Raw genomic sequence first — 21,249 nt, 5'->3', positions numbered from 1 at the left:
TCAGCGCCAGGTCCCTTTGATGGTAATGGTTCCGCTTTGCTGTACTTCTCCTTCCCACAAATCGTTGCCAATCGTTCGTTGCACTATGGGATCGGTCAGATCGAATTCCAGCGCCAGCTTGTAGAATCGGGTAATGCCTTTCCCGTTGATGGGATCGTCCCACTCTTGTGGTGGTTGGTTGTCTTGTATGCCCAAGGCCCGGATATCTACAGAGCGTCCATCACATTCAATGGAATGCTGGGAAGCGGCACCATGAGTCCCTGAATCAAACACCAGCCTGGTCGGGATTGGCACTGCCTGCTCGGATGATACCTTCCCGGCAGGGTAAAAAGTGCAATGCCCTTGATAAGGTGCGCCTTGGTCTTGTGAAATAGATATTTCGAGCAGATCGGCACTAATCGGGCCACTATCAGAAATATTGTAGGGAAAATTCAGAATATCTTTTCCAACACTACCTTCTCTGTAGGGGGTGGTTATACCATCGGATGACAAAATCGATACGCTGAAGTCCCGTGGTTTAATATGTATCTCTGTTGTGCCACTGAACTCATAATATCCACTCTCGGGAGCATATCCATTCTTCATATTGAAGTTGATCAGACTACGAGTCAGTTGATCTTGTAGTCCCAGCCTCAAAACTTGTTTGAAGAAGTTGCTGGACAAGAAAAGATAAACGGACGACTGCCCTCTTAAATAGCTGATGTTGTAGCGAGAGCCTTTGCTTGCCCAATTTTTCAAATCTGCGCTCATTTGCAGATCTGCAGAGGCAATGGCGCTATTCAGCGAGCTGTTTTTGACATTGGTATACATATAGGGCTCGGTGTAGTTCTGACTGCCATCTTCGTTGAAGTTGTAATCAAGGAAACGACACAAAATCCCATCTCGAGTACCCAGTCTGTAATTTTCACAGCCTTGTGAACCGGGCAAGACATAAGGAACGCCATTGCTGTCCACAATGACTTCACTAATCGCGTTGGTTTGCACGAAGCGTAGATGACCTGCCTTCTTGTGCGGTATGTTTCTCACGTACCAGTTACCACTGCTCTGATTGATACAGCGATCTCCAGCCGCAGCGTCGTATTTTAGCGTGGTCCTGCACAGGTTCATTTCCCTGTTCAAAACACCTCCGACAGGCATGGTGCGCAGATAGTCAAAGAAACTTGCACTGAGCTTGCCGTGCCCCCATCCCGCGGATGCGCCAATGAGACCGAAAAAACCAAGATCATCTACCACGGCGGGTTTGTTAACCGCTTCTGCCGTGTTGGGATCACAGCGGGTATATGTCATGATGCAACGTTGATTGACATAAGGGTGACGGATCGGACCGTTTTCCCACATGTCGACGTTCCAATTGTTAATATCGGTGTTGTATCCATTATCAACATACGCCAGGCTCACTTGCCCATTCCCTTTAAGGGAGGTCCAGGCGTTTGCACCGGTCAAACGTGGATCTAATCCGTCGGTAGGTGCCACAAACAGGTTGTTGTCTTCCTGATTCTCAATAAACAGAAAGTTTCGTAGCGAAGCATCTGGCCAGACAGTTTTGGATACAGCTGCACTGGCCTGCGGGGCCAAGCTGGTGGCAATTACCATCGCCAATAGCCATTTATATACGGGATTCATCATCAGTACTCTCTCACCATGGCATAGGTGGGCAGCCCCTGGCAGGTAATGGTGCCTACCCAGGCTGCGCCGGTGTGTGTTTCAAGATCGAGTTCGGCCTCACAGAAGTCATTCCCCTGGCGGAAGGTCAGCATGGGGTTGGCTTTATCCACATCCAGCGAGAACTCGCCAGCCTCGTTGGTCACCGTGGTGCCGATATGGTTGTCGATGCGGGCATTGGCCAGCAAGGAGCCGTCTTCCGCCCTGAGTATGCCGAAGACAGTCACCATCTCCTTGATCGTGCTGCTTGCATCCAGGGTGGCCACGTTGCCGGGAAACAGAGTGTAGCGCTGCTTGCCGGTATTGATGTCGTAGCTGTCCTTGCCCCGTTTGCTGTTGAGCAGCTCTATCTCGTACTCCCCGTAAGGGGGAGTGCGAGAAAGGTCTGCTCGCCCTGCAGGGGATAATCCTGACCGTTGACCTTGGCGAGCATCTGTCCTTCGCGATCTATCCCGGTATTGATGATCAAGCCGGCCCCTGAAGAGCTGCGACTCGAGGCGACCAGTGAGTCCTCCGTCGTGACCAGGGCGCCGCGCGCAATAAGGTTGCCATTCATGTCGCCACCATGGCCGCGGCCCAGTGTCATGGTGCCGCCGATGACCCTGTTCTCGAACCCCAGTGTGCCGGAGAGCGCCATATTGTGTTCATCACTGCCGTGCATCATGCGCGAGGCATTGAACGAGGCCAGATTGATGACGCCGTCCATGCGTTTCTGGTAGTTGAGGTTGGCCGTGGTCTGGCCCTGCTCGTTGCTGCTCATGCCAAAGCTGAACAGGTTGTCGAACGGGATTGAGTAATCCAGCGTGATGCTCTTGTTGTTGAATCCGTTGAGCGTGCCGCTGTCGCTCTGCAGGCTGGCGCGCAGCGACAGGTTGCCGTATTTGCCGGCATAAAGGTGCTGGTAGTAATCGGCATAACTGCGATCGCTGTTCATCTGGTGGTCGTGCTGGGTGTTGAAGGTGAGCTGGCCGAGACCGCTGACCCAGCCACCCAGATTGAGCGTGATGCCGGCGGAGTAGAGCTCTGCGTTGCTTACCGTCAGGGCGCTGCCGGTCTCGAGTTTCTCCTGGCTGAGCCACAAGGAGGCATTGTCATGGGCCTGCAGGACAAGGCTGGATGCGAAGCGCCACGATTGATCGGAGGCCAGCATGGTTTGCAACTGGGCACTGATACGATCGGTTGCCTGCCAGTTTGCACGGGCTTCACCTACTGCTGCATCCTTGAAAGCATAGGTTGTGGTGGCCAGCTCCAGAGTATCCAGCGAACGTGCCAGCGATGCCCCCAGCAGCGGTGAATCGCCGTTGTTCTGGGTGCCTTCCATCATGCCTCCCCACCATTGCCATCCCCACTCCTGAGTAAAGCCCAGACTGCCGCCCAGCTTGGTGACGCGCTGGGTCGTGGTGCTGGTCAGCCGTCCATCGACATAGACTTCGACCGTGACGTTGTAGATGCCACTAGGGAAGGCTGAGGTGTCGATATTCTGGTTGCCGATGGCCAGGTTCTGCAGGCTGATCAGGCGATCCTCTCGGTACACCCTGACCTCGCCATTGGCAGGCATGAAGACTTGTACCGGGGTCGTCGACGCATCGGCTTTCTGTTTACGTGACTGGGCCTGGTTGCCGTACGATGCCCCATAAATACGGCCAGTGCTCAGGCCGGTCACCACCCCCAGCGTCTGCAGATCCCAAGTCGAGACCATGCCGGCCGCGATACGGCGATCGTCAAGATCCCGTTCGTACATGGCACGATAGATGTCACCGCTCTGCTCAGGTTCCCCGAGGTTGTAGAGGGATGCGTCCAGCGCCACGTGATGGGCGCCCAGTCCAACGGTACTGTCCAGTTGCAGGAAGTTGGAGTCGCTGTGACCGTTTTGCCGATTGCTGTTGAAGGAGTAGCCCAGATTGTAGCGATGCACCCCGGTCAGGGCGTCGACGGTCGGGGTCAAGGTCACCCGGTTGTCCGGTTGCTTGGCCTGGCCGAATGCATCACGTGAAACCCGAATCGTCAGCAACATGGCCACCAGGTCAAGCTGCATGTTGGCATTGGCATCTATCTGCAAGCTGCCCTCGGCAGAAAACGTACGCTTCTCTTCACTGGCGAGCATGGCGGTCAGCTGGTCGTTGAGCAGACCTTGCTCTTGGCCAGCACCAAAATCGATGTGCAGCAGATGCAGCTTGCCGTCCTGCAGCAGCAGGGTGGCATTGCCGATCGGGTTATCGGTCAGGGTGTCGAGCCGGTTTTTTTCATCCGTGTACTGCAGGCGAACGGGAACGGCCAGCCCTTCTGCCAGAGCCTGGGCAAAACTGGCCGGAATGATGACGTTGGCGATCTTGAGTGGCGCTGCGCTGTTGGCCGAGGCGGAGATCACCATCAGCAATGAGAGCGGCAACAAACAGGTATTTTTCAACATATCACGCACCATGGTTTCAGATTTCGGCAAAACAACACCGCCACTCAACCGGGTGGTGAAGGCAGTACCAGCACAAACGGGTTATTTAACGACGACGAATTCTTGACCCAGCCAGAGGCCAAGATGACTTTGCGGATCCTGCATATCGACTTTCTTGAAGCGGCGTTGCTTGCCGGGCAGGTCGTAGTAGGTCTCTTTGCACTGCGCCTGTGCCTTGTGGTCCAGACAGGGGCCGTAGGCCACGGTGCGGTAAGAGGCATTCCCCTGATTGCTCAACATTCCGTTTTGCAGGTTGTAGGCGAAGTGCTGTTGGCGTGGCGTGACCACCAGAATGGTGCCTATCTGGGCAGAGGTGGTGGCAACCGCCTGGCGGCGATTGTTGCTCTGGTCGTCCATCGACAGGGCGGTGTCCAGCCAGCGGATGCGGTAGTAGCGCTCCTTGCCGTCCTGCGGTCCCCTGTAAAAGAAACGAACGTTGTTCTTGGCATGGGCGGGCAGCATTAGTCGGCTGGGGGAGAGCATCAGCTCGCCGGCCACTTCCATCGGGATCTCCTGGCCACCCTCTTCGGGTGAAGAGATGCGGCTGACGGAGATGGTGACCAGCCTGGCTTGAGCACTGCCATTCTCGATCTCCTTGGCAACATCCTGGCTGCCCGCATCGATGAAGGTGGTAACGGAACCGACGTTGATGGCCTGGCTGACCCCGGGAATAAACAGCATCCATGCCATCAGCATTTTCAGGTTCATGGGAACTCCTATGATTGCAAAGGGCCCCGCAGGGCCCCTAATACTATGCGTCGCGGCAATTAGGACCAGTTGGCAACGAACTCGACGTTGACTTCCCCACTCCACAGGCCATCCGGCAGGGTGTCGAAAGCGGCTTCTGTGCCGTTGACGGTCGCGCTCTCGATGTTGAAGGTGAACGAGCCCTGGGCGGTGCTGCGCTGAGTGTCATCCTTGAAGGCGCTGGCCAGCGGAGACAGGTCACCGCCCGTGATACCGGCTGCGGTATCGATCAGCGTGGTATAGGTGTTTGCGGGGACCGGTTGACCCATCCAGAACACGCCGACATCAACCGTGGAGCCGCCGCTCAGGTGGTTCAGGGTGCCGCTCAGCTTCTTGGCCTTCAGCGTGAAGTCGGTGGCGCTGGCATCACCCTTGATGGCTACGTCGAACAGGCCGTTCACGGTGTTGAAACCCTTGATCCCTTCCGCGTATTGGAAAGAGAGGCTGTCGAGCGGCGTGACAACCAGTGCCGATTCGGTGTCCTTTTTGGCGGTTGCCTTCCATTTGGCAACGGATGTTGCTTCTACAGCAGCTTGAGCGGCGGCGGCGAAGCCCAGTCCTGCAACAGTCAGCGCAATCAGAGTCTTTTTCATCTTGATATTTCCTACACATTTCCTGATGGGGGCATTTGCCACCCGTTTGATTTCACGCACCCAGAGTGCATTCCTTTTCACCTTGCTGGACAGGTTTGTCCAAGCAACCGTGCCGGTTGCCGAAGCGCAATGCTTCATCAGCCAGCTCATCTTTTCGCCGACAAAGATACTGGACGGACCTGCCCTGATCGATTGAATGCTGTGTAGGAAAAGTCCTAAAAGATGGTTGTTGTCTACAACTTAAAATAAACCTTGTTCATTCTCTTATCAGTGCTTTTTATTTTTTTATGATTTTGATTTTTAAGAGTTTTGGTGCTTTTCTTATCTAGATAGCGTGTCCCTCTGGTGGGGTTGTGTGGGAGGCGTTGCCGTGCGGGAATGAATACAAGAAAAAACAGAGATCCAAAAGAATATATATATCTGTAAGTATTTGATGATCATCTATAAAAATATCAAATAAAAATGAATGAGGAGCGAGAAAATGAGTCTCAACCTGAAACATGTAACATATATTTAATATTTGGTCGCCATATGGTACACGTACTGATTTTGTAGTTAATATACGTTGAATCAAATGAGGTAATGACAGGAAAATATATGGCAAAAGTATTGGTAGTAGATGATCACCCTGCCATCAGAATGGCTGTAAATATCCTGCTGCAGCAGGATGAGCATCATATTGTTGCCGAGGTTGATAATGGCGTTGATGCAGTGTCAATGGCGAGAAAACATCAACCTGATATGGTTGTGCTGGATATCGGCATTCCCAGGCTGGACGGCATTGAGGTGATAAAAAGACTGAAAGAGATGGATGCTGATATCAAGGTGGTAATATTGTCGGCACAAGCCACGCATCACATTATGGTGCGCTGCCTGCAAGCCGGTGCCAACGGCTTCATATCCAAGTTGGATGACCTTTCCTTGCTGAAAAGTGTGTTGGTAAAGATAGGGAAAGGTCAGCTCTATTTCCCCCGCGATGTGATTGCGGGCGCCAAGAATGCCCATGCAGTCGATCGGAAAGATCTCTTGTCGGCGCTCTCGGATAGAGAGATGAGCGTCTTGTTGCAGATATGTCAGGGGCATACCAACAAGCAGATTGCAGAGAGCATGTTGCTCAGTGAGAAGACGGTCAGCACTTACAAGAGCCGGCTGATGCAAAAGCTCAATGTCACCACCATGGTTGATCTGATCAGCCTGGCCAAACGCCAAGAGTTGCTGTGATCATGAGGCATTCGCTTGCAGCTCTGCTGATCTGTTTCTGTGCCTTATGCGCTTCTGCGCATGAACTGGCGGCGCCCTTTCTACATGTCTATGCGCGCAACGACAGCGAGTACCTCGGGAGGCAGACTTTGCCGCTGCATGCGGAGGACTGGATATGGCTGAGAAATCGCGGCCGGCTGGTGCTCGGGGTACCCATGCCCGACAATCCGCCGATGGATATCACCCTGCGTGCCAATGCTTACGAAGGCGTTACCGCCGACATTGTCGGCATGCTGAGCCATCTGTTGCGTGTTGAGATAGTCGTAAAGAATCTGCCGTCTCGCGCCGCAGCTATTGATGCGCTCAAGCGAGGAGAGGTCGATCTGCTGAGTACCTCCAATGCCTACGAAGAGGAGCAGCAACTCTTATTGACCGATAAATATATGCCGGATGACCCGGCCATATATAAGAATATACACGTAAAGGAGCGTGAGATAAGAACGGTGGCCGTCCCGGAGTATTATTTGCCAGCACTTGATGTGATGCGCTACCTGCCCAATGTCCAAGTAAAAATGTACTCCTCTCGTTATAGCGCGCTGTCTGCGGTTGCATATGGCCAGGTCGATGCCGTCATGCTGGACATGATTTCTGGGAACTTCATTGTCAATAAGTTTTATCAAGACAGCATTCAATTACTGAAACCTCTTTATATAGACACCCATGGTTTCTCGTTTTCGCTGGAAAGGAAAAATCAGCGGCTTAAAAAAATCATCAATATCGCTCTGGATGAAATTCTGGAAGGCAAGCGGGAGGAAATTGCCAAACGCTGGAATGGCGGGGGGCTCTCCATCGGGGCTAGCAAGGTTGAGTTGACCAGTGAGCAATGGACCTGGCTGGGCCAGCAGAAAAAAATCCGGATTGCCGTCAACAGTGGGGTACCGCCACTGAGTTTTCTCGACATCAACGATACCTTGCATGGAGTGGTGGCCGATTTGCTGCAGGTATTGCGCGCGAAGCTGGGCGTTGAAATAGAGGTGGTGCCGGTCAAAACGCCAAGGCAGGTACAGCAACAGCTGGAGGACGGCCAGGTAGATATTGCCGTGTTGAGCCCATCGGAAGAGCGTCGCAGCCGTTACCTGTTCAGCCGCGCCTTTGTGCTCGACCCGCTGGCCTATGTGGTGGGCGTTCGACATGAGGCGACGGTGCCGGAGACGCTGCTCAAAACTGGTACGGTCGCCATGATCAAGGACTTCATTTCCGAGCAGGCGATAGAGGACAAGTATGGCAAGCTGACCACCAGAAAGTTTGCGCGGATCGAAGATGCGCTGCGCTGCGTGGCGACCGAGCACTGCGATGTGACCGTGTTGCCATTGCGGGTTGCCAAGTACTACATCAACAGCAAGTTTCCGGACAGTTTGCTCATCACTGGCGAGCTGTTCGACTCCATCCCGATTGGTGCGGCGTTTGCCGTTTCGCCCAAGCAGCGTATGTTGCGTGACATTCTGGACCGGGTGATTGCAGTCATTCCGCCGGATGAGCTGGAGGGACTTTCCAACCGCTGGCGAGTCAGTACCCAGCAGGAGGCCATTACCTGGCAAGAGTTGATACGTGAATTTGGCGGCATTATCGCCTTGATCATGCTGCTGACTATCTGGATTGGTTTGTGGGGGCTGTCCCTGCACAAACAGGTGCGTCAGCGTCGTGTCGCTGAGATCGCGTTGAGCACCCAGCTCAAGTTCATCGAAGATCTGGTGGACGGCACACCCCATCCCATCTACGCCAGAGATCAGGAGGGTCGGCTGGTGCTCTGCAACAGTACTTATGCCAGTTTTTTCGGTGAAGAGAAAAGCCGCCTGCTGGGCGCCACCATGGCGGAGGATGTGCAGCGCTGGCCTTTTCTGGCTCCCTTGTTCGAGGACCTGAGCACCGCGGGTTCAGTGCGCTGTGCCAGACAGGGAGATCATCGGCTGTCCATGGCGACAGGGTCTGTGACCGTTTATCACTGGGTACAGCCCTACTATGACCTCGAGGGAAATGTTCAGGGCGGAATCGGTGGCTGGATCGACGTGAGCGAGCGGCTGCGTCTGCTTGAAGAGCTGGCTCTGGCCAGTCAGGATGCCCAGGAGGCCAATCGTGCCAAGTCGACCTTTCTGGCGACCATGAGCCACGAGATCCGCACACCCATGAACGCCATCATAGGGTTGCTGGAATTGACCCTGCGACGCGATCGACTGCACGAAGAGGACAAGGCCTCACTCTCCATCGCCCATGGTTCGGCCAATGATCTGCTGAGCCTGATTGGCGATATTCTGGACATTTCCAAGATAGAGTCCGGTCGGCTCGAACTGAAGCCGGAGCCCCACGACATTGCTGCGCTGACCGGTTCTGTCGTCACCGTGTTCAGTGCATTGGCCAGGCAGAAGCACTTGCAACTGGAGCTGATTGCCGGAGAGGCCCGCTGGGTGCAGATCGATGGTCTCTGTTACAAACGGATCCTCTCTAATCTCATCAGCAATGCAATCAAGTACACGGATCAGGGATCGGTGCGGGTCGAGCTGCAGTCAAAAACCAGCGATGGCTGGTGTACCTTGCAACTGGTGATCCGGGATACGGGCATAGGGATTGCGCCTGCGGAGCAAGCCAGGCTGTTTCAGCCTTTCGGTCAGGCCAGGCAGCCCGAGCACATCCAGCGCTCCGGTACCGGACTGGGACTGATGATCTCCCGCTCGCTGTGCGAGTCGATGGGGGGCTCGCTGCTGCTGGAGAGCGAACCCGGACACGGTACGTGCATCAGCATCGAGATGAAATTGCCGTTGGCGAGTGCCGTCGAGTCAGTGCCGCCTGTGGCTTTGGGCTCGATGACAGGCCATCACCGGCGGCTGCGGGTCATGATAGTGGACGATCATCCCACCAACCGGCTGCTGGTCAGCCAGCAGCTGGCATACCTCGGGCATGATGCCACGGCTGCCGAGTCAGGGAGCGAGGCGCTGGCACTGTTTGCCAACACACCCTTTGACGTGATGATCACCGATTTCAACATGCCTGGCATGAGCGGCTTTGAACTGACCCGCCAGTATCGGGCGCTGGAGCTGAGCCGGGGTACGCATCGTTGCCTCATCCTCGGATTGACGGCGGATGCCCGCCAGGAACAGGTGAGCGAGGGGCTGACTGCCGGCATGGACGACTGTCTATTCAAGCCGGTGGGGCTGGAGGAGCTGGAGCGTTGCCTGTGTCGCCATATGCAGCATGAGGGGCAGCGGGAGATCGAGCACTGCATGCAGGAGATCAAACAGAGTCTCGGACCTTTGACCGGCAATCAGCCTGCGCTGATGCAACCCTTGTTGAGTGAGTTTGTGCGGGCCAGCGACGATGACCTGTTGGGCCTGCAGCAAGCCGCCGATGACGCCGAACTGGCCCGCTTTCTCGACTATGTGCACCGCCTGAAGGGGGGGCCAGGATCATGGGGGCGATGACACTGGTTTCGGTGTGTGGCGAGATAGAATCAGGCGGGCTCGCGCCACAGGGGTTGCGGGGGGCCTTGCTGCAGTTGCAGCATGCCTACGGGATTGTCAGGCAGGCCATGGTGCAAATGCAGTCCGAACCGGGATAGAAATGAAGGCATGCTTGGCATGCCTTCATGGATGGTCAACCGTGCCAGTAGACCAGCAGTTCGTAGGCGGCTGCTCCGGTTTGGTCCGGTTTGGCTGCCGGGGCCAGATAGCTGAGGAAGTAGCGGGTGGCCTGGGTCAGAGGCAGAGCATGGTGTTGTGGCAGTGGCTGGCCGTTGAGGGCCAGCTTGAAGTCGGTACCGGCCTGTTCTGGCAAACTGGCATACAGGGTGCGAGCCTGCAATTGGTAGGTGGTGTTGAAATCCGGATTGCTGAGGTTGATGGCCTCGGTCTGGACCGGGCTGGATGTGAAAGGGGAATTGACCGGTTGTTGGCCCGGGTGGGTGAGCGAGATTTCCATCCCGGTGCTCTTGCTGGCGGTGGCGGGCCAAGTGAGCTGATAGGTTTGCGTGTCGGCCTGAGCTGCCATCGCGCAACTACCAGCCAGTAATGCCACCAGAACTCCTTTCTGAGACATATGATTATCTCCTGGATATCGAGGTTACCCCGCTGCCGGGGTCACTCATTTATCGACCCGCCAGCAGCAAAGCTTAATCTGGAACCCACTATTCGGAATGAGCTGACACGGGATACAAGGTATGATCCCGCGCCTTGCCCTCCCTTTAGTCATAGATATGGAATCCCTGCTTTGCTCGAAAATCAGATGATGTTGTTGGCGGTGTTCGAACGGGCGGCGCTGATGTTGATGACCCTCTTCTTCCTGACCCGTACCCGGCCATTCCAGCGGCTGTTCCAGAAGCGGGATCACACCCCGGCCGAGCTGGTGCTGGTGGCAGCCATCTTCTGCCTGTTTGCGGTGTTCAGCACCTATACCGGCATTCCGGTCGAAGGGGCCCTCATCAACGTGCGGATCATCGCCATCATCTCCGGCGGTATCCTGTTTGGCCCCTGGGTCGGCATTCCGGCCGGGGTCATCTCGGGTCTGCATCGCTATCTCATCGACATGGATGGCCACACCTCGATCCCGTGCCTCATCGCCAGCATCATCGCCGGCCTGCTCGCCACCTGGCTGCACCTGCGCTGTCGCAAGTCGCGGCTCTGGCTGTACGGCATACTGGCGGGGATGTTGTGTGAAGGGCTCACCATGCTGCTCATCTGGCTGCTGACCGAGCCCCATGCGGTAGGAGTGGAGATTGTCAGCCACATCGCCTATCCGATGATCGCCGGGGCGCTCTGCATCGGCCTCATCATCAAGCTGGTGCAGGATCTGGATGACGAGAAGGAGCTGATTGCCGCCAAGCAGGCCAAGCTGGCACTCGACATCGCCAACAAGACGCTGCCCTTCTTCCAGAACATCGATCGCCACTCCCTGAGCCAGGTGTGCGGCATCATTCGCAGCGAGATCAGCGCCGATGCGGTGGCCATCACCGATACTCGCGACGTGCTGGCCTATGTAGGGGTGGGCAAGGATTACTACGAGCTGGACGAGCACCACGCCATCAGCGACATGACCCAGCGGGCGGTGCTGCTGGACCAGATCATCATCAACAACGATCTGCGCCAGTATCACCTATCCGATTTCCACTCGGTCATCATTATTCCGCTGCGGGAAAACGGCTCGGTGAGCGGTACCCTCAAGATCTACTACCGCCGCACCCACAGCATCACCAGCTCCCTCAAGGAGATGGCGGTGGGCCTCTCCCAGCTCATCTCCACCCAGATGGAGGTATCGCGCATCGAGCAGCTCAAGGAGATGACCCGCAAGGCGGAGTTCACCGCGCTGCAGAGCAAGATCAACCCACACTTTCTGTTCAACGCCCTCAATGCCATCTCGTCGCTGATCCGCATTCGGCCCCAGCAGGCGCGCCAGCTGATTGCCAATCTGGCGGACTACCTGCGCTACAACCTCAACAAGGGGGATACCCTCATCGACATCCAGGAGGAGCTGCAGCAGGTGCGCGACTACGTGGCCATCGAGCAGGCCCGCTTCGGCGACAAGCTGGAGGTGGTATTCGAGGTGGACGACGTGCACATCCAGGTGCCGAGCCTGTTGTTGCAGCCGCTGGTGGAAAACGCCATCCTGCACGGCATCCAGCCCCGCAGCGCGCCGGGTCGGGTCACCATCGAGGTGAAGCAGCTGGCGGGCGGCATCCGGGTCGCGGTGCGGGATACCGGTTACGGCATCAGCCAGGAGGTGATCGACGGGGTCGCCGCCGGTCGGGTGGAGAGCCGCAGCATCGGCCTGATGAACGTGCATCAGCGGGTCAAGCTGCTCTATGGTGACGGCCTGCACCTCAAGCGGCTGGAACCGGGTACCGAGGTGAGTTTCTATCTGCCGGATCAGGAGTCGATGCCATGCTGAAGGCCATCATTGAGGAGGTTAAGTGTCTGACTCGCGAGGCGTTGCCATGCTGAAAGCCATCATAGTGGAAGACGAATATCTGGCTCGCGAGGAGCTGGCCTACCTGGTAGGGCAGCACAGCACCATCGAGATAGTGGCGAGCTTCGAGGATGGGCTGGAGGCGTTCAAATACCTGCAGGATCACGAGGTGGATGTGGTCTTCCTCGACATCCAGATCCCCTCCATCGACGGCCTGCTGCTGGCCAAGAACCTGCACAAGTCGAGCCATCCGCCCCACATCGTCTTCGTCACCGCCTACAAGGAGTTTGCGGTGGAGGCGTTCGAGCTGGAGGCGTTCGACTACATCCTCAAACCCTACAACGAACCGCGCCTCATCAGTCTGCTGCAAAAGCTGGAGCTGGCGGGCAAGTCGCAGGCGGGGCAGGGGAGCGAGCCGGGCACGCCGCACAATCGCACCGTCAATCTGGTGAAGGGGGAGCGCATCATCGTCACCCCTTGCGAGCAGATCTACTACGCGGAAGCTGACGAGAAGCTCACTCATGTCTACACCCGCGATGATCGCTACGTGATGACCATGACCCTCAGCGAGTTCGTCAGTCGGCTGCCTGCCGAGGGGTTCTTCCGCTGCCACCGCTCCTACTGTGTCAATATCAACAAGATCCGCGAGATAGTGCCCTGGTTCAACAGCACCTATCTCATCCGGCTCCATGACCTGCCGTTCGAGGTGCCGGTCAGCCGCAGCAACATCAAGGCGTTCCGTCAGCTGATGCGGCTCTGATTGTCATTCATTCCCGCCGATCTGCATTTCATGCCTTAATCGGTCGGCGGGAATGGCGTCTTGCCTATAGTGGCCCCAGTTTCCTTAAGGCCATTGACCGAGACGCATCATGACCATCGATCTGAATCGCACCCGCTACCTCACCCTGTTGGGGACCATCATCACCCAGTTCGCACTGGGATCCGTTTACACCTGGAGCCTGTTCAACGCCCAGCTCTCCGACAAGCTGGACGAGCCGGTCAGCCAGGTCGCCTTCGCCTTCGGCCTGCTCAGCCTCTCCCTGGCGGTGGCCTCCTCCCTGGCGGGCAAGCTGCAGGAGCGGTTCGGGGTGCGCAACGTTACCCTGGGTGCCGGCGTGCTGCTCGGCATCGGCTTCTTCCTCACCGCTCACGCCAGCAACCTGGCGATGCTCTACCTCTGCGCCGGCATCCTGGTCGGTTTTGCCGACGGTACCGGTTACCTGATGACCCTCTCCAACTGCGTGAAGTGGTTCCCGGAGCGCAAGGGGCTGATCTCCGCCTGCTCCATCGGTGCCTACGGCCTCGGCAGCCTGGGCTTCAAGTACATCAACCTGCTGCTGCTCTCCAGCAACGGGCTGGAGACCACCTTCCAGCTGTGGGGGCTGATCGCCATGTCCATGGTGCTGGTGGGTGGCATGCTGATGAAGGATGCGCCCAAGCAGGCGGCCGCCGTGCAGCAGAGCGAGAGCCGCGACTTCACCTTGGCCGAGGCGATGCGCAAGCCCCAATACTGGATGCTGGCGCTGATGTTCCTCACCGCCTGCATGAGCGGTCTCTACGTCATCGGCGTGGCCAAGGACATCGGCGAGAACATGGTGGGCCTGCCGGCCGTGGTCGCCGCCAACGCCGTCGCCATCATCGCCATGGCCAACCTGGGCGGCCGGCTGGTGCTGGGCATCCTCTCCGACAAGATGTCCCGCATCCGGGTCATCACCATCGCCCAGTTGATTACCCTGGCCGGGATGGCGCTGCTGCTGTTCGTGCCGCTCAACGCCAACCTGTTCTTCGTGGCGGTGGCCTGCGTGGCGTTCAGCTTCGGCGGCACCATCACCGTATACCCCTCGCTGGTGAGCGACTTCTTCGGTCTCAACAACCTGACCAAGAACTACGGCGTCATCTATCTGGGCTTTGGTCTGGGCAGCATCATCGGCTCCATCGTGGCCTCCCTGTTCGGCGGCTTCATGGCGACCTTCAACCTGATCCTGGTGTTGCTGGTGGTGGCGCTGGTGCTCTCCCTCACCATCCGCCTGCCGGCGCCGGTATCGGTCGAGCGGGCCTGATCACCTTCTTACCGCAGCAAGCAATGAAAAGACCCGGGCCAGGCCCGGGTCTTTTTTTGTGCGCGGCTCAGGGCTCAGCGTGGCGGCAGCCCCAACAGCTGGCGCACCCGCTGGCAGGTCTCTTCCACCGTTGGCCAGTCGGCGGCGGTGATGGTGACATGGCCCATCTTGCGGCCGGGGCGGGGTTCCCCCTTGCCGTAGAGGTGCAAATGCACGCCGGGCAGTGCCAGCAGGGCGGCCCAGTCTGGTGTGCCAGCCTGCCAGAGATCCCCCAGCAGGTTGAGCAGCATGGCGGGGCGCACGGCGATCCGGACTGGCAGCGGCAGATCGCACAGGGCGCGCACCTGCAGCTCGAACTGGCTGCACTCGGCGTTGTCGAGGCTGGGGTGGCCCGAGTTGTGGGGGCGTGGCGCCAGCTCGTTGACCAGCAGCTTCCCTGCCACCAGGAAGAACTCCACCGTCAGCACGCCGACGTAGTCGAGGGCGGCGATCAGCTGCTCGGCGATGTGTCTGGCGTCGGCCTCCAGCGCTGGCACATTGGCCGGGGAGCGGGTCTGGTCCAGAATGCCGCCGCTGTGCCAGTTCTGCACCAGCGGCAGGGCACCGATGGCACCGCTCGGGCTGCGGGCCAGGGTCAGGGAAAACTCGCCCTCCAGCGCCAGCCGCTGTTCCAGCACGCAGGGTACGCCGCTGGCGGCCAGCGCTGCCGGCAGCTGGTCGGCGGCCTGAATGGTCCACTGGCCTTTGCCGTCATACCCCTCGCGGGCGGTCTTGAGGATGGCGGGGAAGAGAGAGGCGGGCAGTGCCGGCAGCGGCTCACCCGGCTGCAGGGTCTGGTTCGGCGCGACCGGGATGCCGGCTCTGCTCAAGAAGGCCTTCTCTTCGCGGCGATCCTGACAGATGCGCACGGCACCGGCGGCCGGGCGTACCGGCTGGTACTGCTCCAGCAGGGCCAGGGCGGTGGCCGGCACGTTCTCGAACTCGCAGGTGACGGCGGCGCAGCAGCTGGCCAGATCGTGCAGCGCCGTCGGGTCGTCATAGGCGGCAACAATATGGTGATCGGCTGCCGCACCGGCGATGCTGATGGGGTCCGGGTCCAGCACTATCACCTTGTAGCCGAGACGGTGGGCAGCCATCACGAAGTAGCGGCCAAGTTGGCCGCCCCCCAGCATGCCGAGGGTGGCGGGTGGCAGTATCATGCCGGGTCCTCCAGGGTGAGGGCCAGCACCCGGTCGCGTTCGTTGGCGCGAAAGCCGTCGAGCTGCTGCTGATAGCGGGGGGCATCGCCGTCTTGCGCAACGGAGAGCAGGGAGACCGCGAACAGGCCGGCGTTGGCGGCGCCCGCCTCGCCGATGGCGAAGGTGGCGACCGGCACCCCCTTGGGCATCTGCACGATGGAGAGCAGGGAGTCCATCCCCTTGAGCTGGCGGGTCGGGATGGGCACACCCAGCACCGGAATGGTGGTCTTGGCGGCCACCATGCCCGGCAGATGGGCGGCGCCGCCAGCCCCGGCGATGATGGCGCGCAGGCCACGCTCACGGGCGCTGGCGGCATATTCGAACAGCAGATCCGGGGTGCGGTGAGCCGAGACCACGCGCGCCTCGTAAGGGACGCCATGCTCCTTGAGGATGCGGGCGGCGGCCTGCAGCACGGGCCAGTCGGAGTCGGATCCCATTACCAGGCCGATCAGGGGAGGGGTGTTCATGGTTGTGACTCCTTGAAGTAAAACGTTTGTCTCTGGTTGGCAAAAAAGCCGGCAAGCAGGCTCAGAATTTTTCGGGTCGCACGATTTCGACCGGTTGTAAAAAGGCGACCATGGCATAGTCGGGGTAGTAGCGACTCTGCAGGTGGGCGAGCAGGCGTTCCGCCTGTTCGCGGCTGCAGATCGCCTCCAGCCGGATGTTGCCGCTCTCGCTCCAGCTGGCGTTGCGCTCACCGTGGTCGCCGCGGCCTCTTGCATCGGTAATGGTGTAGCCGCGTAGCCCCTCGCGGGTGAGGGTGCGCAGCAGGGTGGGTTCCAGGTTCGCTTCCGTGATGACGGTGAGCAGGGTGCGGATCTCGGTCTGCATGTGGCTACTCCGTGAAGTGGCGGGCCCAGCTGTGGTAGAGCGGGATCCCCAGCATGATGTTGAACGGGAAGGTGACCCCCAGTACGGCGCTGAGCGACAGGCCCGGATTGGCCTGGGGCACGGCGATGCGCATGGTGGCCGGCACGGCGATATAGGAGGCGCTGGCTGCCAGGGTGGCCAGCAGGGTCAGGCCCCCGAGGGAGAGCCCCATCAGCTGGCCGATCACCAGGCCCAGGCCAGCCGAGGCGAGTGGCATCAGCAGGGCGAAGCCGAGCAGGAACAGGCCGTGGCGGCGCAGGTCCTGGCACTGGCGGGCGACGATGAGGCCCATCTCCAGTAGGAACAGCGCCAGCGCCCCCTTGAACAGGTCGACAAACAGGGGTTTGAGCGGGGCAATCCCGTCGGGACCGGCCAGATAACCGATGGCCATGCCGCCCAGCAGCAGGGTGACCCCCTTGCCGAGGAAGGTTTCATGGGCCAGCTGGCGCCAGCGGGTCTGCCGGCTCACCCCTTGGGCCAGCACGATGCCGACCAGGATGGCGGGGATCTCCATCACCGCCAGGAAGATGGAGAGCTGGGATTCGAAGCTGATGCCGCGCTCGGTGAGCCAGTTCACGCCGACCGCAAAGGTCGCCACGCTGACCGAGCCGTAGTGGGCGGCGGTGGCGGCGGCATCGACCCGATTCATCTTGAGGCGCAGCACGGCAAACCCGGCCAGGGTCTGCAGCATGCCGAGCAGGATCACCAGTGCCAGTTGCGGTAATAACGGTTGCAGTGATTGCTGCGCCAGGCCGACGCCACCCTTGAGGCCGATGGCCAGCAACAGAAAGAGGGAGAGAGTATCGTAGAGCGCGGGCGGCAGCTTGAGCTCGGAGCGCACCAGACCGGCCAGCAGGCCAAACAGGAAAAAGAGTACAACAACATCCAGCATGGGAGTTCGCAGGAGGCAATTCACAGGGTGGTTGCATGCTAGAGTGCAAGATGTTTCGATAAAATCAGATTTTTATTGATGATTGTTCGGTAGAAACTGATAAGGGGCCCGATGCTCAACTACAAACAGCTCTATTACTTCTGGCACGTGGCGCGCAGCGGGAGTGTGACGCGGGCCGCCGAGCAGTTGCACCTCACGCCGCAGACCGTCAGCGGTCAGGTGGCCGAGCTGGAGCTCTCGCTCGGGGTGGCGCTGTTCAACCGGGTGGGGCGGCGGCTTGCCCTGACCGCCGCCGGTCGCCAGGCGCTCGAACAGGCCGGCGCCATCTTCTCGCTCGGCGCCGATCTGGAGCATACCCTGCGCCATGCCAGCCAGGAGCTGACCATGCAGGTGGGGATCGCCGACTCCGTGCCCCGCACCCTGGCGTTCGAGCTGCTGGCGCCCGCCATGGCGCTGGCCACCCCGCTGCGGCTGGTGTGCCATGAAGAGCGGGCGGAACAGCTGTTCAGCGAGCTGGCCAGCCACAAGCTGGACATGGTGCTGATCGATCGCCCGCTCCCCCCCGACAGCGGGGTGCGCGGCTATAACCACGAGCTAGGACGCAGCCCGCTGGCGCTGTTTGCCAGCCCCGAGCTGGCTGCCCGGGCGCGGCAGGGTTTTCCTGCCTCCCTCGAAGGGCTGCCGCTGCTGATCCCGGGGGAGAAGTCGGCGACTCATGACAGCCTGCTGGCCTGGTATCGGCAGCAAGGCATTCATCCCCATCTGGTCGGTCAGTTCGATGACTCCACCCTGATGAAGTCATTCGGCAAGGCGGGGATGGGGATCTTTCCGGCGCCGCTGGCCATGGCCGACGAGATCGCGCGACTCTACGGTGTCGAACGCATTGCAACCCTGACCGAGGTGACGCTCTCCTACTATCTGGTGTCGGCCGGTCGTCACCTCTCCCATCCCGGCGTACAGGCGGTGATGGAGGGGGCGAAGCAGCGGTTGGCTGCACTGGCTGACAAGAAATAGAAATCTGGATGGCTATACATCCACCTCCGCCCTGCCTATAATCCCTGCGCTTTGGCGCATCATGCTTAATAGGGAATCCGGTGAAAATCCGGAGCTGGCGCGCAGCGGTAAGGGGGAACGAAGCGACATCAGGGCACTGCCGTCAGGTGGGAAGCCGTCGCCGTAGGCCATCAGCCCCCCAGCCCGAAGACCTGCCAAAGTTCGTATTTCGGGCCGAGAGAAACCGGCCACGAAGTAGATGCTTACGCGAACTTAAGGATCTCTCATGTCCAAGAAATTATTGGCGGCTGCCCTGTTGCCAACGGCGGCCTTCGCCCAGCCACTGACCATCCCCGTCAACCCCACCATGGTGGTGACCGCCACCCGTGTCGCCCAACCTGCCTCCAGCGTGCTGGCTCCCGTTAACGTGGTGACCCGTGACGAGATCGACCGTCTGCAAGCCCAGACCGTGACCGATGTGGTCAAGACCCTGCCCGGCGTGGAAGTGGTGAGCAATGGCGGCCGTGGCCAGCTGAGCTCGCTGCGGGTGCGTGGCGGCACCTCTTCCCAGACCCTGGTGCTGGTGGACGGGGTGCGTAGCGCCTCCCTGACCGCCGGGATGACGGAGCTCAACAACCTGCCGCTCAACCAGGTGGAGCGCATCGAATATATCCGCGGTGCGCGCGCCACTATCTATGGTTCGGATGCCATCGGCGGGGTGATCAACATCATCACCCGTCCCGATCCCGCGACCAACAAGCACAAATTCAATGTCGGTGCCGGCTCTCACAAACAGCGCCAGGCCGCCTTCAGCAGCGCCAGCCAGATCGGTGAAGCTGGCCAGCTCAAGGTTGCCGGGGGCTTTGATGATGAGACCGGCTACAACGTCCACCCCATCGCAGGGGTGAACGATGGCGACAAGCATGGTCACCGGGGCTATAACGCCATGCTGGACTATCAGCATGCGCTGACCGGCAACTGGGATCTGTTCGGCACGACCCGCTGGTTCCGCAACATTGCCCAGTACGACCGATCGTCCGCCGCTTCTGCCTGGGGCCCGTCCTACCATCAGCGCAACGAAACCTGGACCGAGAACCAGAGCTACCAGCTGGGGTCCCGTTATCACGACGAGCGTTACCTGAGCGAACTGCGCGGTGCCTTCTCCAAACAGGATGCCTACGACTACCCGGACAGCAGCGGTCGCGATCAGGCCACTGACCGGCTCTATACCCGTCAGTACACCCTGAACTGGGTCAACAACGTCAAACTGGACGAGAACTGGACCCTGGGTGGCGGCGCCGACTGGCAGCGCGACATGCTGGATGCTAGTTCCCGCTCCTCCGGCTCCGCCTTCCCGAGCGATGCCGACGAGCGCGACAACACCGGGCTCTATGCTCTGGCCCAGTTTGACAACCAGACGTGGCAGGCCGAGCTGAGCGGTCGCAGTGACGACAACAAGCAGTTTGGTCGTCACAACACCTGGCAGACCGGGGCTGGTTGGCGCTTCGCGGAGGATTATCGCCTCAGTGCCCGTTACGGCACCGGCTTTCGCGCTCCCTCCTTTAATGACCTCTATTACCCGAGCTCAGGCAACCCTGACTTGAAGCCGGAAGAGTCAAAGAGCCGCGAGCTGATGCTCGATGGCCAGACTGCCGGTGTCGAGTGGCGTGTGACTGGTTATCGCAACGACTTCGAGCAGATGATCCAGTGGGCACCCACTAATCCGAGTGATTCTAACAGCCTCTGGAGCCCTCAGAACGTTGGCAAGGCGCGGATCGAGGGTGTCGAGCTGGAAGGGGAATTTGACACCGGCTGGCTGAGCCACCGGGTCTCTGCCGAGTACAAGGATCCCAAGGACAAGGTGACCGACAAGCAGTTGCAACTGATCTCTCGCAAGGGCGCCAAGTGGGTTACCCAGGCACAGTGGCAGCAGTTTGATGGCTCCCTGAGCTGGATCTATCAGGGCGAGCGCTATGGCGACGCAGCCAACACGACCCAGCTGGGTGGCTATAGCGTCTGGAACTTGGCTGTAGGTTATCAGGTCGCACCTTCCTGGAAGGTCTCCGGCAAGATCAACAACCTGCTGGACAAGGAGTACCAGACTGCGGTGGGCTACCCGGCCGACGAGCGTGCCTATTACGTGACGGTCGACTACTCACTCTGATCCCGACCGTGATTGTATAAATGAGGGGCCCCGCCATTGGTGGGGCCTTTTCTATTGGCGGTCGGCGGGAGTATGATCGCCGACCTGCAGCAAAGGGGAGCTCAAGTGGCCAATATTCTCGTGTTCGACTCCGGTATGGGTGGGTTGACCATCTACCGCGAGATCCGCCGCGCATTGCCGGCACACAACTATATCTATTGCTTCGACAACGCCAACTTCCCCTATGGTGAGCTGAGCGAGGCCGCCCTTACCGAAGCCTGCACCAGACTGGTCAGCCACATGGTGGTCGAGCATGCAATCGATCTGGTGGTGATTGCCTGCAACACGGCCAGCACCATCGCTCTGCCGTCCCTGCGCGCAGTCATGACAGTACCGGTCGTCGGCGTGGTACCCGCCATCAAGCCCGCGGCCGCACTTACCCGCAATGGTTGC

Annotated in this window: 18 protein-coding genes and 1 riboswitch (1 of these 19 only partly in view); of the genes, 8 read left to right on the top strand and 10 right to left on the bottom strand. The window is 59.2% G+C overall.

The genetic code is table 11. From position 1 onward, the window contains the following. The 5 genes from ACPDZI_RS21540 to ecpA form a co-directional block, all read right to left on the bottom strand. Positions 1 to 1,626 (bottom strand): hypothetical protein, encoded by a 1,626-nt coding sequence (locus ACPDZI_RS21540; RefSeq protein WP_438833772.1) that lies wholly within the window; start codon positions 1,624 to 1,626, stop codon positions 1 to 3. Continuing rightward, the gene (locus ACPDZI_RS21535; protein ID WP_438833771.1) at positions 1,626 to 1,892 is read right to left on the bottom strand and encodes a CS1-pili formation C-terminal domain-containing protein; all 267 of its coding nucleotides are present in this window, start codon (positions 1,890 to 1,892) and stop codon (positions 1,626 to 1,628) included. Before ACPDZI_RS21535 ends, ACPDZI_RS21540 begins: the two co-directional genes overlap by 1 nt. Before the next feature lie 116 nt (positions 1,893 to 2,008). Then, positions 2,009 to 4,072 (bottom strand): TcfC E-set like domain-containing protein, encoded by a 2,064-nt coding sequence (locus tag ACPDZI_RS21530; RefSeq protein ID WP_438833770.1) that lies wholly within the window; start codon positions 4,070 to 4,072, stop codon positions 2,009 to 2,011. Between the two features lie 81 nt (positions 4,073 to 4,153). Continuing rightward, a complete protein-coding gene (locus ACPDZI_RS21525; protein WP_438833769.1) occupies positions 4,154 to 4,819 on the bottom strand; it encodes a hypothetical protein in 666 nt (221 codons plus the stop codon). 59 nt (positions 4,820 to 4,878) lie between these two features. Beyond that, positions 4,879 to 5,451, bottom strand: coding sequence for a common pilus major fimbrillin subunit EcpA (ecpA, locus tag ACPDZI_RS21520; RefSeq protein ID WP_438378113.1), 573 nt, complete (start codon positions 5,449 to 5,451; stop codon positions 4,879 to 4,881). A gap of 597 nt (positions 5,452 to 6,048) precedes the next feature. On the opposite strand from ecpA, the gene ACPDZI_RS21515 reads away from it, so the two are divergent. Then, on the top strand, positions 6,049 to 6,672 hold the full coding sequence (locus tag ACPDZI_RS21515) for a response regulator (protein WP_429045279.1): 624 nt from the start codon (positions 6,049 to 6,051) through the stop codon (positions 6,670 to 6,672). 2 nt (positions 6,673 to 6,674) lie between these two features. After that, positions 6,675 to 10,124, top strand: a complete 3,450-nt coding sequence (locus ACPDZI_RS21510) for an ATP-binding protein (RefSeq protein ID WP_438833768.1) — start codon at positions 6,675 to 6,677, stop codon at positions 10,122 to 10,124. A 172-nt stretch (positions 10,125 to 10,296) separates the two neighbouring features. Here ACPDZI_RS21510 and ACPDZI_RS21505 read toward each other — a convergent pair whose 3' ends face one another. After that, positions 10,297 to 10,737 (bottom strand): hypothetical protein, encoded by a 441-nt coding sequence (locus ACPDZI_RS21505; RefSeq protein ID WP_101150446.1) that lies wholly within the window; start codon positions 10,735 to 10,737, stop codon positions 10,297 to 10,299. Between the two features lie 171 nt (positions 10,738 to 10,908). Between ACPDZI_RS21505 and ACPDZI_RS21500 the strand changes: the two genes are divergently transcribed. The 3 genes from ACPDZI_RS21500 to ACPDZI_RS21490 all read left to right on the top strand — a co-directional run bounded on the left by ACPDZI_RS21500 (position 10,909) and on the right by ACPDZI_RS21490 (position 14,660). Continuing rightward, a complete protein-coding gene (locus ACPDZI_RS21500; protein WP_017410531.1) occupies positions 10,909 to 12,582 on the top strand; it encodes a sensor histidine kinase in 1,674 nt (557 codons plus the stop codon). 46 nt (positions 12,583 to 12,628) lie between these two features. Next, positions 12,629 to 13,360 carry a LytR/AlgR family response regulator transcription factor gene (locus tag ACPDZI_RS21495; RefSeq protein WP_335853247.1) on the top strand — a complete coding sequence of 244 codons (732 nt, stop codon included), beginning with the start codon at positions 12,629 to 12,631 and terminating at the stop codon, positions 13,358 to 13,360. Between the two features lie 109 nt (positions 13,361 to 13,469). After that, positions 13,470 to 14,660, top strand: coding sequence for an L-lactate MFS transporter (locus ACPDZI_RS21490; RefSeq protein ID WP_005306992.1), 1,191 nt, complete (start codon positions 13,470 to 13,472; stop codon positions 14,658 to 14,660). Between the two features lie 74 nt (positions 14,661 to 14,734). Here ACPDZI_RS21490 and ACPDZI_RS21485 read toward each other — a convergent pair whose 3' ends face one another. From ACPDZI_RS21485 to ACPDZI_RS21470, 4 genes are all read right to left on the bottom strand, one after another. Further along, complete coding sequence (locus ACPDZI_RS21485) at positions 14,735 to 15,859, bottom strand: 5-(carboxyamino)imidazole ribonucleotide synthase (protein ID WP_438833767.1); 1,125 nt, start codon at positions 15,857 to 15,859, stop codon at positions 14,735 to 14,737. Continuing rightward, entirely contained in the window at positions 15,856 to 16,365 is a 510-nt protein-coding gene (gene purE / locus ACPDZI_RS21480; protein WP_323934508.1) for a 5-(carboxyamino)imidazole ribonucleotide mutase, read from the bottom strand. The genes ACPDZI_RS21485 and purE overlap by 4 nt, the downstream gene beginning before the upstream one ends. Positions 16,366 to 16,426: 61 nt before the next feature. After that, complete coding sequence (locus ACPDZI_RS21475) at positions 16,427 to 16,729, bottom strand: P-II family nitrogen regulator (protein WP_005306985.1); 303 nt, start codon at positions 16,727 to 16,729, stop codon at positions 16,427 to 16,429. Positions 16,730 to 16,733: 4 nt separating this feature from the next. Further along, the gene (locus tag ACPDZI_RS21470) at positions 16,734 to 17,660 is read right to left on the bottom strand and encodes a sodium-dependent bicarbonate transport family permease (RefSeq protein ID WP_438833766.1); all 927 of its coding nucleotides are present in this window, start codon (positions 17,658 to 17,660) and stop codon (positions 16,734 to 16,736) included. Positions 17,661 to 17,771: 111 nt separating this feature from the next. On the opposite strand from ACPDZI_RS21470, the gene ACPDZI_RS21465 reads away from it, so the two are divergent. The 3 genes from ACPDZI_RS21465 to murI all read left to right on the top strand — a co-directional run. Then, positions 17,772 to 18,674: a LysR family transcriptional regulator gene (locus ACPDZI_RS21465; RefSeq protein ID WP_438833765.1), complete on the top strand. Its 903-nt coding sequence runs from the start codon at positions 17,772 to 17,774 to the stop codon at positions 18,672 to 18,674. 35 nt (positions 18,675 to 18,709) lie between these two features. Then, a riboswitch (cobalamin riboswitch) is annotated at positions 18,710 to 18,887 on the top strand. 52 nt (positions 18,888 to 18,939) lie between these two features. Further along, positions 18,940 to 20,817: a TonB-dependent receptor domain-containing protein gene (locus ACPDZI_RS21460; protein ID WP_438833764.1), complete on the top strand. Its 1,878-nt coding sequence runs from the start codon at positions 18,940 to 18,942 to the stop codon at positions 20,815 to 20,817. Positions 20,818 to 20,922: 105 nt separating this feature from the next. Next, positions 20,923 to 21,249 carry the beginning of a glutamate racemase gene (murI, locus tag ACPDZI_RS21455; protein WP_323945830.1) on the top strand. 468 nt of this gene lie beyond the right edge of the window, so the window shows 327 of its 795 coding nt (coding positions 1-327); its start codon is at positions 20,923 to 20,925; its stop codon lies beyond the right edge, outside the window.

The sequence above is a fragment of the Aeromonas oralensis genome (assembly GCF_049665575.1).
Classification (GTDB): Bacteria; Pseudomonadota; Gammaproteobacteria; order Enterobacterales; family Aeromonadaceae; genus Aeromonas; species Aeromonas hydrophila.
This window is presented reverse-complemented; position numbering and strand designations above follow the sequence as displayed.

Excerpts from the sequence above, each read along its gene's own strand:
- ACPDZI_RS21470 (WP_438833766.1), bottom strand. The coding sequence starts at position 17,660 with ATGCTGGATGTTGTTGTACTCTTTTTCCTGTTTGGCCTGCTGGCCGGT.
- ACPDZI_RS21460 (WP_438833764.1), top strand. The coding sequence starts at position 18,940 with ATGTCCAAGAAATTATTGGCGGCTGCCCTGTTGCCAACGGCGGCCTTC.
- ecpA (WP_438378113.1), bottom strand. The coding sequence starts at position 5,451 with ATGAAAAAGACTCTGATTGCGCTGACTGTTGCAGGACTGGGCTTCGCC.
- ACPDZI_RS21475 (WP_005306985.1), bottom strand. The coding sequence starts at position 16,729 with ATGCAGACCGAGATCCGCACCCTGCTCACCGTCATCACGGAAGCGAAC.
- ACPDZI_RS21510 (WP_438833768.1), top strand. The coding sequence starts at position 6,675 with ATGAGGCATTCGCTTGCAGCTCTGCTGATCTGTTTCTGTGCCTTATGC.
- ACPDZI_RS21495 (WP_335853247.1), top strand. The coding sequence starts at position 12,629 with ATGCTGAAAGCCATCATAGTGGAAGACGAATATCTGGCTCGCGAGGAG.
- ACPDZI_RS21540 (WP_438833772.1), bottom strand. The coding sequence starts at position 1,626 with ATGATGAATCCCGTATATAAATGGCTATTGGCGATGGTAATTGCCACC.
- ACPDZI_RS21535 (WP_438833771.1), bottom strand. The coding sequence starts at position 1,892 with ATGGTGACTGTCTTCGGCATACTCAGGGCGGAAGACGGCTCCTTGCTG.
- ACPDZI_RS21525 (WP_438833769.1), bottom strand. The coding sequence starts at position 4,819 with ATGAACCTGAAAATGCTGATGGCATGGATGCTGTTTATTCCCGGGGTC.
- ACPDZI_RS21530 (WP_438833770.1), bottom strand. The coding sequence starts at position 4,072 with ATGTTGAAAAATACCTGTTTGTTGCCGCTCTCATTGCTGATGGTGATC.
- ACPDZI_RS21490 (WP_005306992.1), top strand. The coding sequence starts at position 13,470 with ATGACCATCGATCTGAATCGCACCCGCTACCTCACCCTGTTGGGGACC.
- ACPDZI_RS21485 (WP_438833767.1), bottom strand. The coding sequence starts at position 15,859 with ATGATACTGCCACCCGCCACCCTCGGCATGCTGGGGGGCGGCCAACTT.
- purE (WP_323934508.1), bottom strand. The coding sequence starts at position 16,365 with ATGAACACCCCTCCCCTGATCGGCCTGGTAATGGGATCCGACTCCGAC.
- ACPDZI_RS21515 (WP_429045279.1), top strand. The coding sequence starts at position 6,049 with ATGGCAAAAGTATTGGTAGTAGATGATCACCCTGCCATCAGAATGGCT.
- ACPDZI_RS21505 (WP_101150446.1), bottom strand. The coding sequence starts at position 10,737 with ATGTCTCAGAAAGGAGTTCTGGTGGCATTACTGGCTGGTAGTTGCGCG.
- ACPDZI_RS21465 (WP_438833765.1), top strand. The coding sequence starts at position 17,772 with ATGCTCAACTACAAACAGCTCTATTACTTCTGGCACGTGGCGCGCAGC.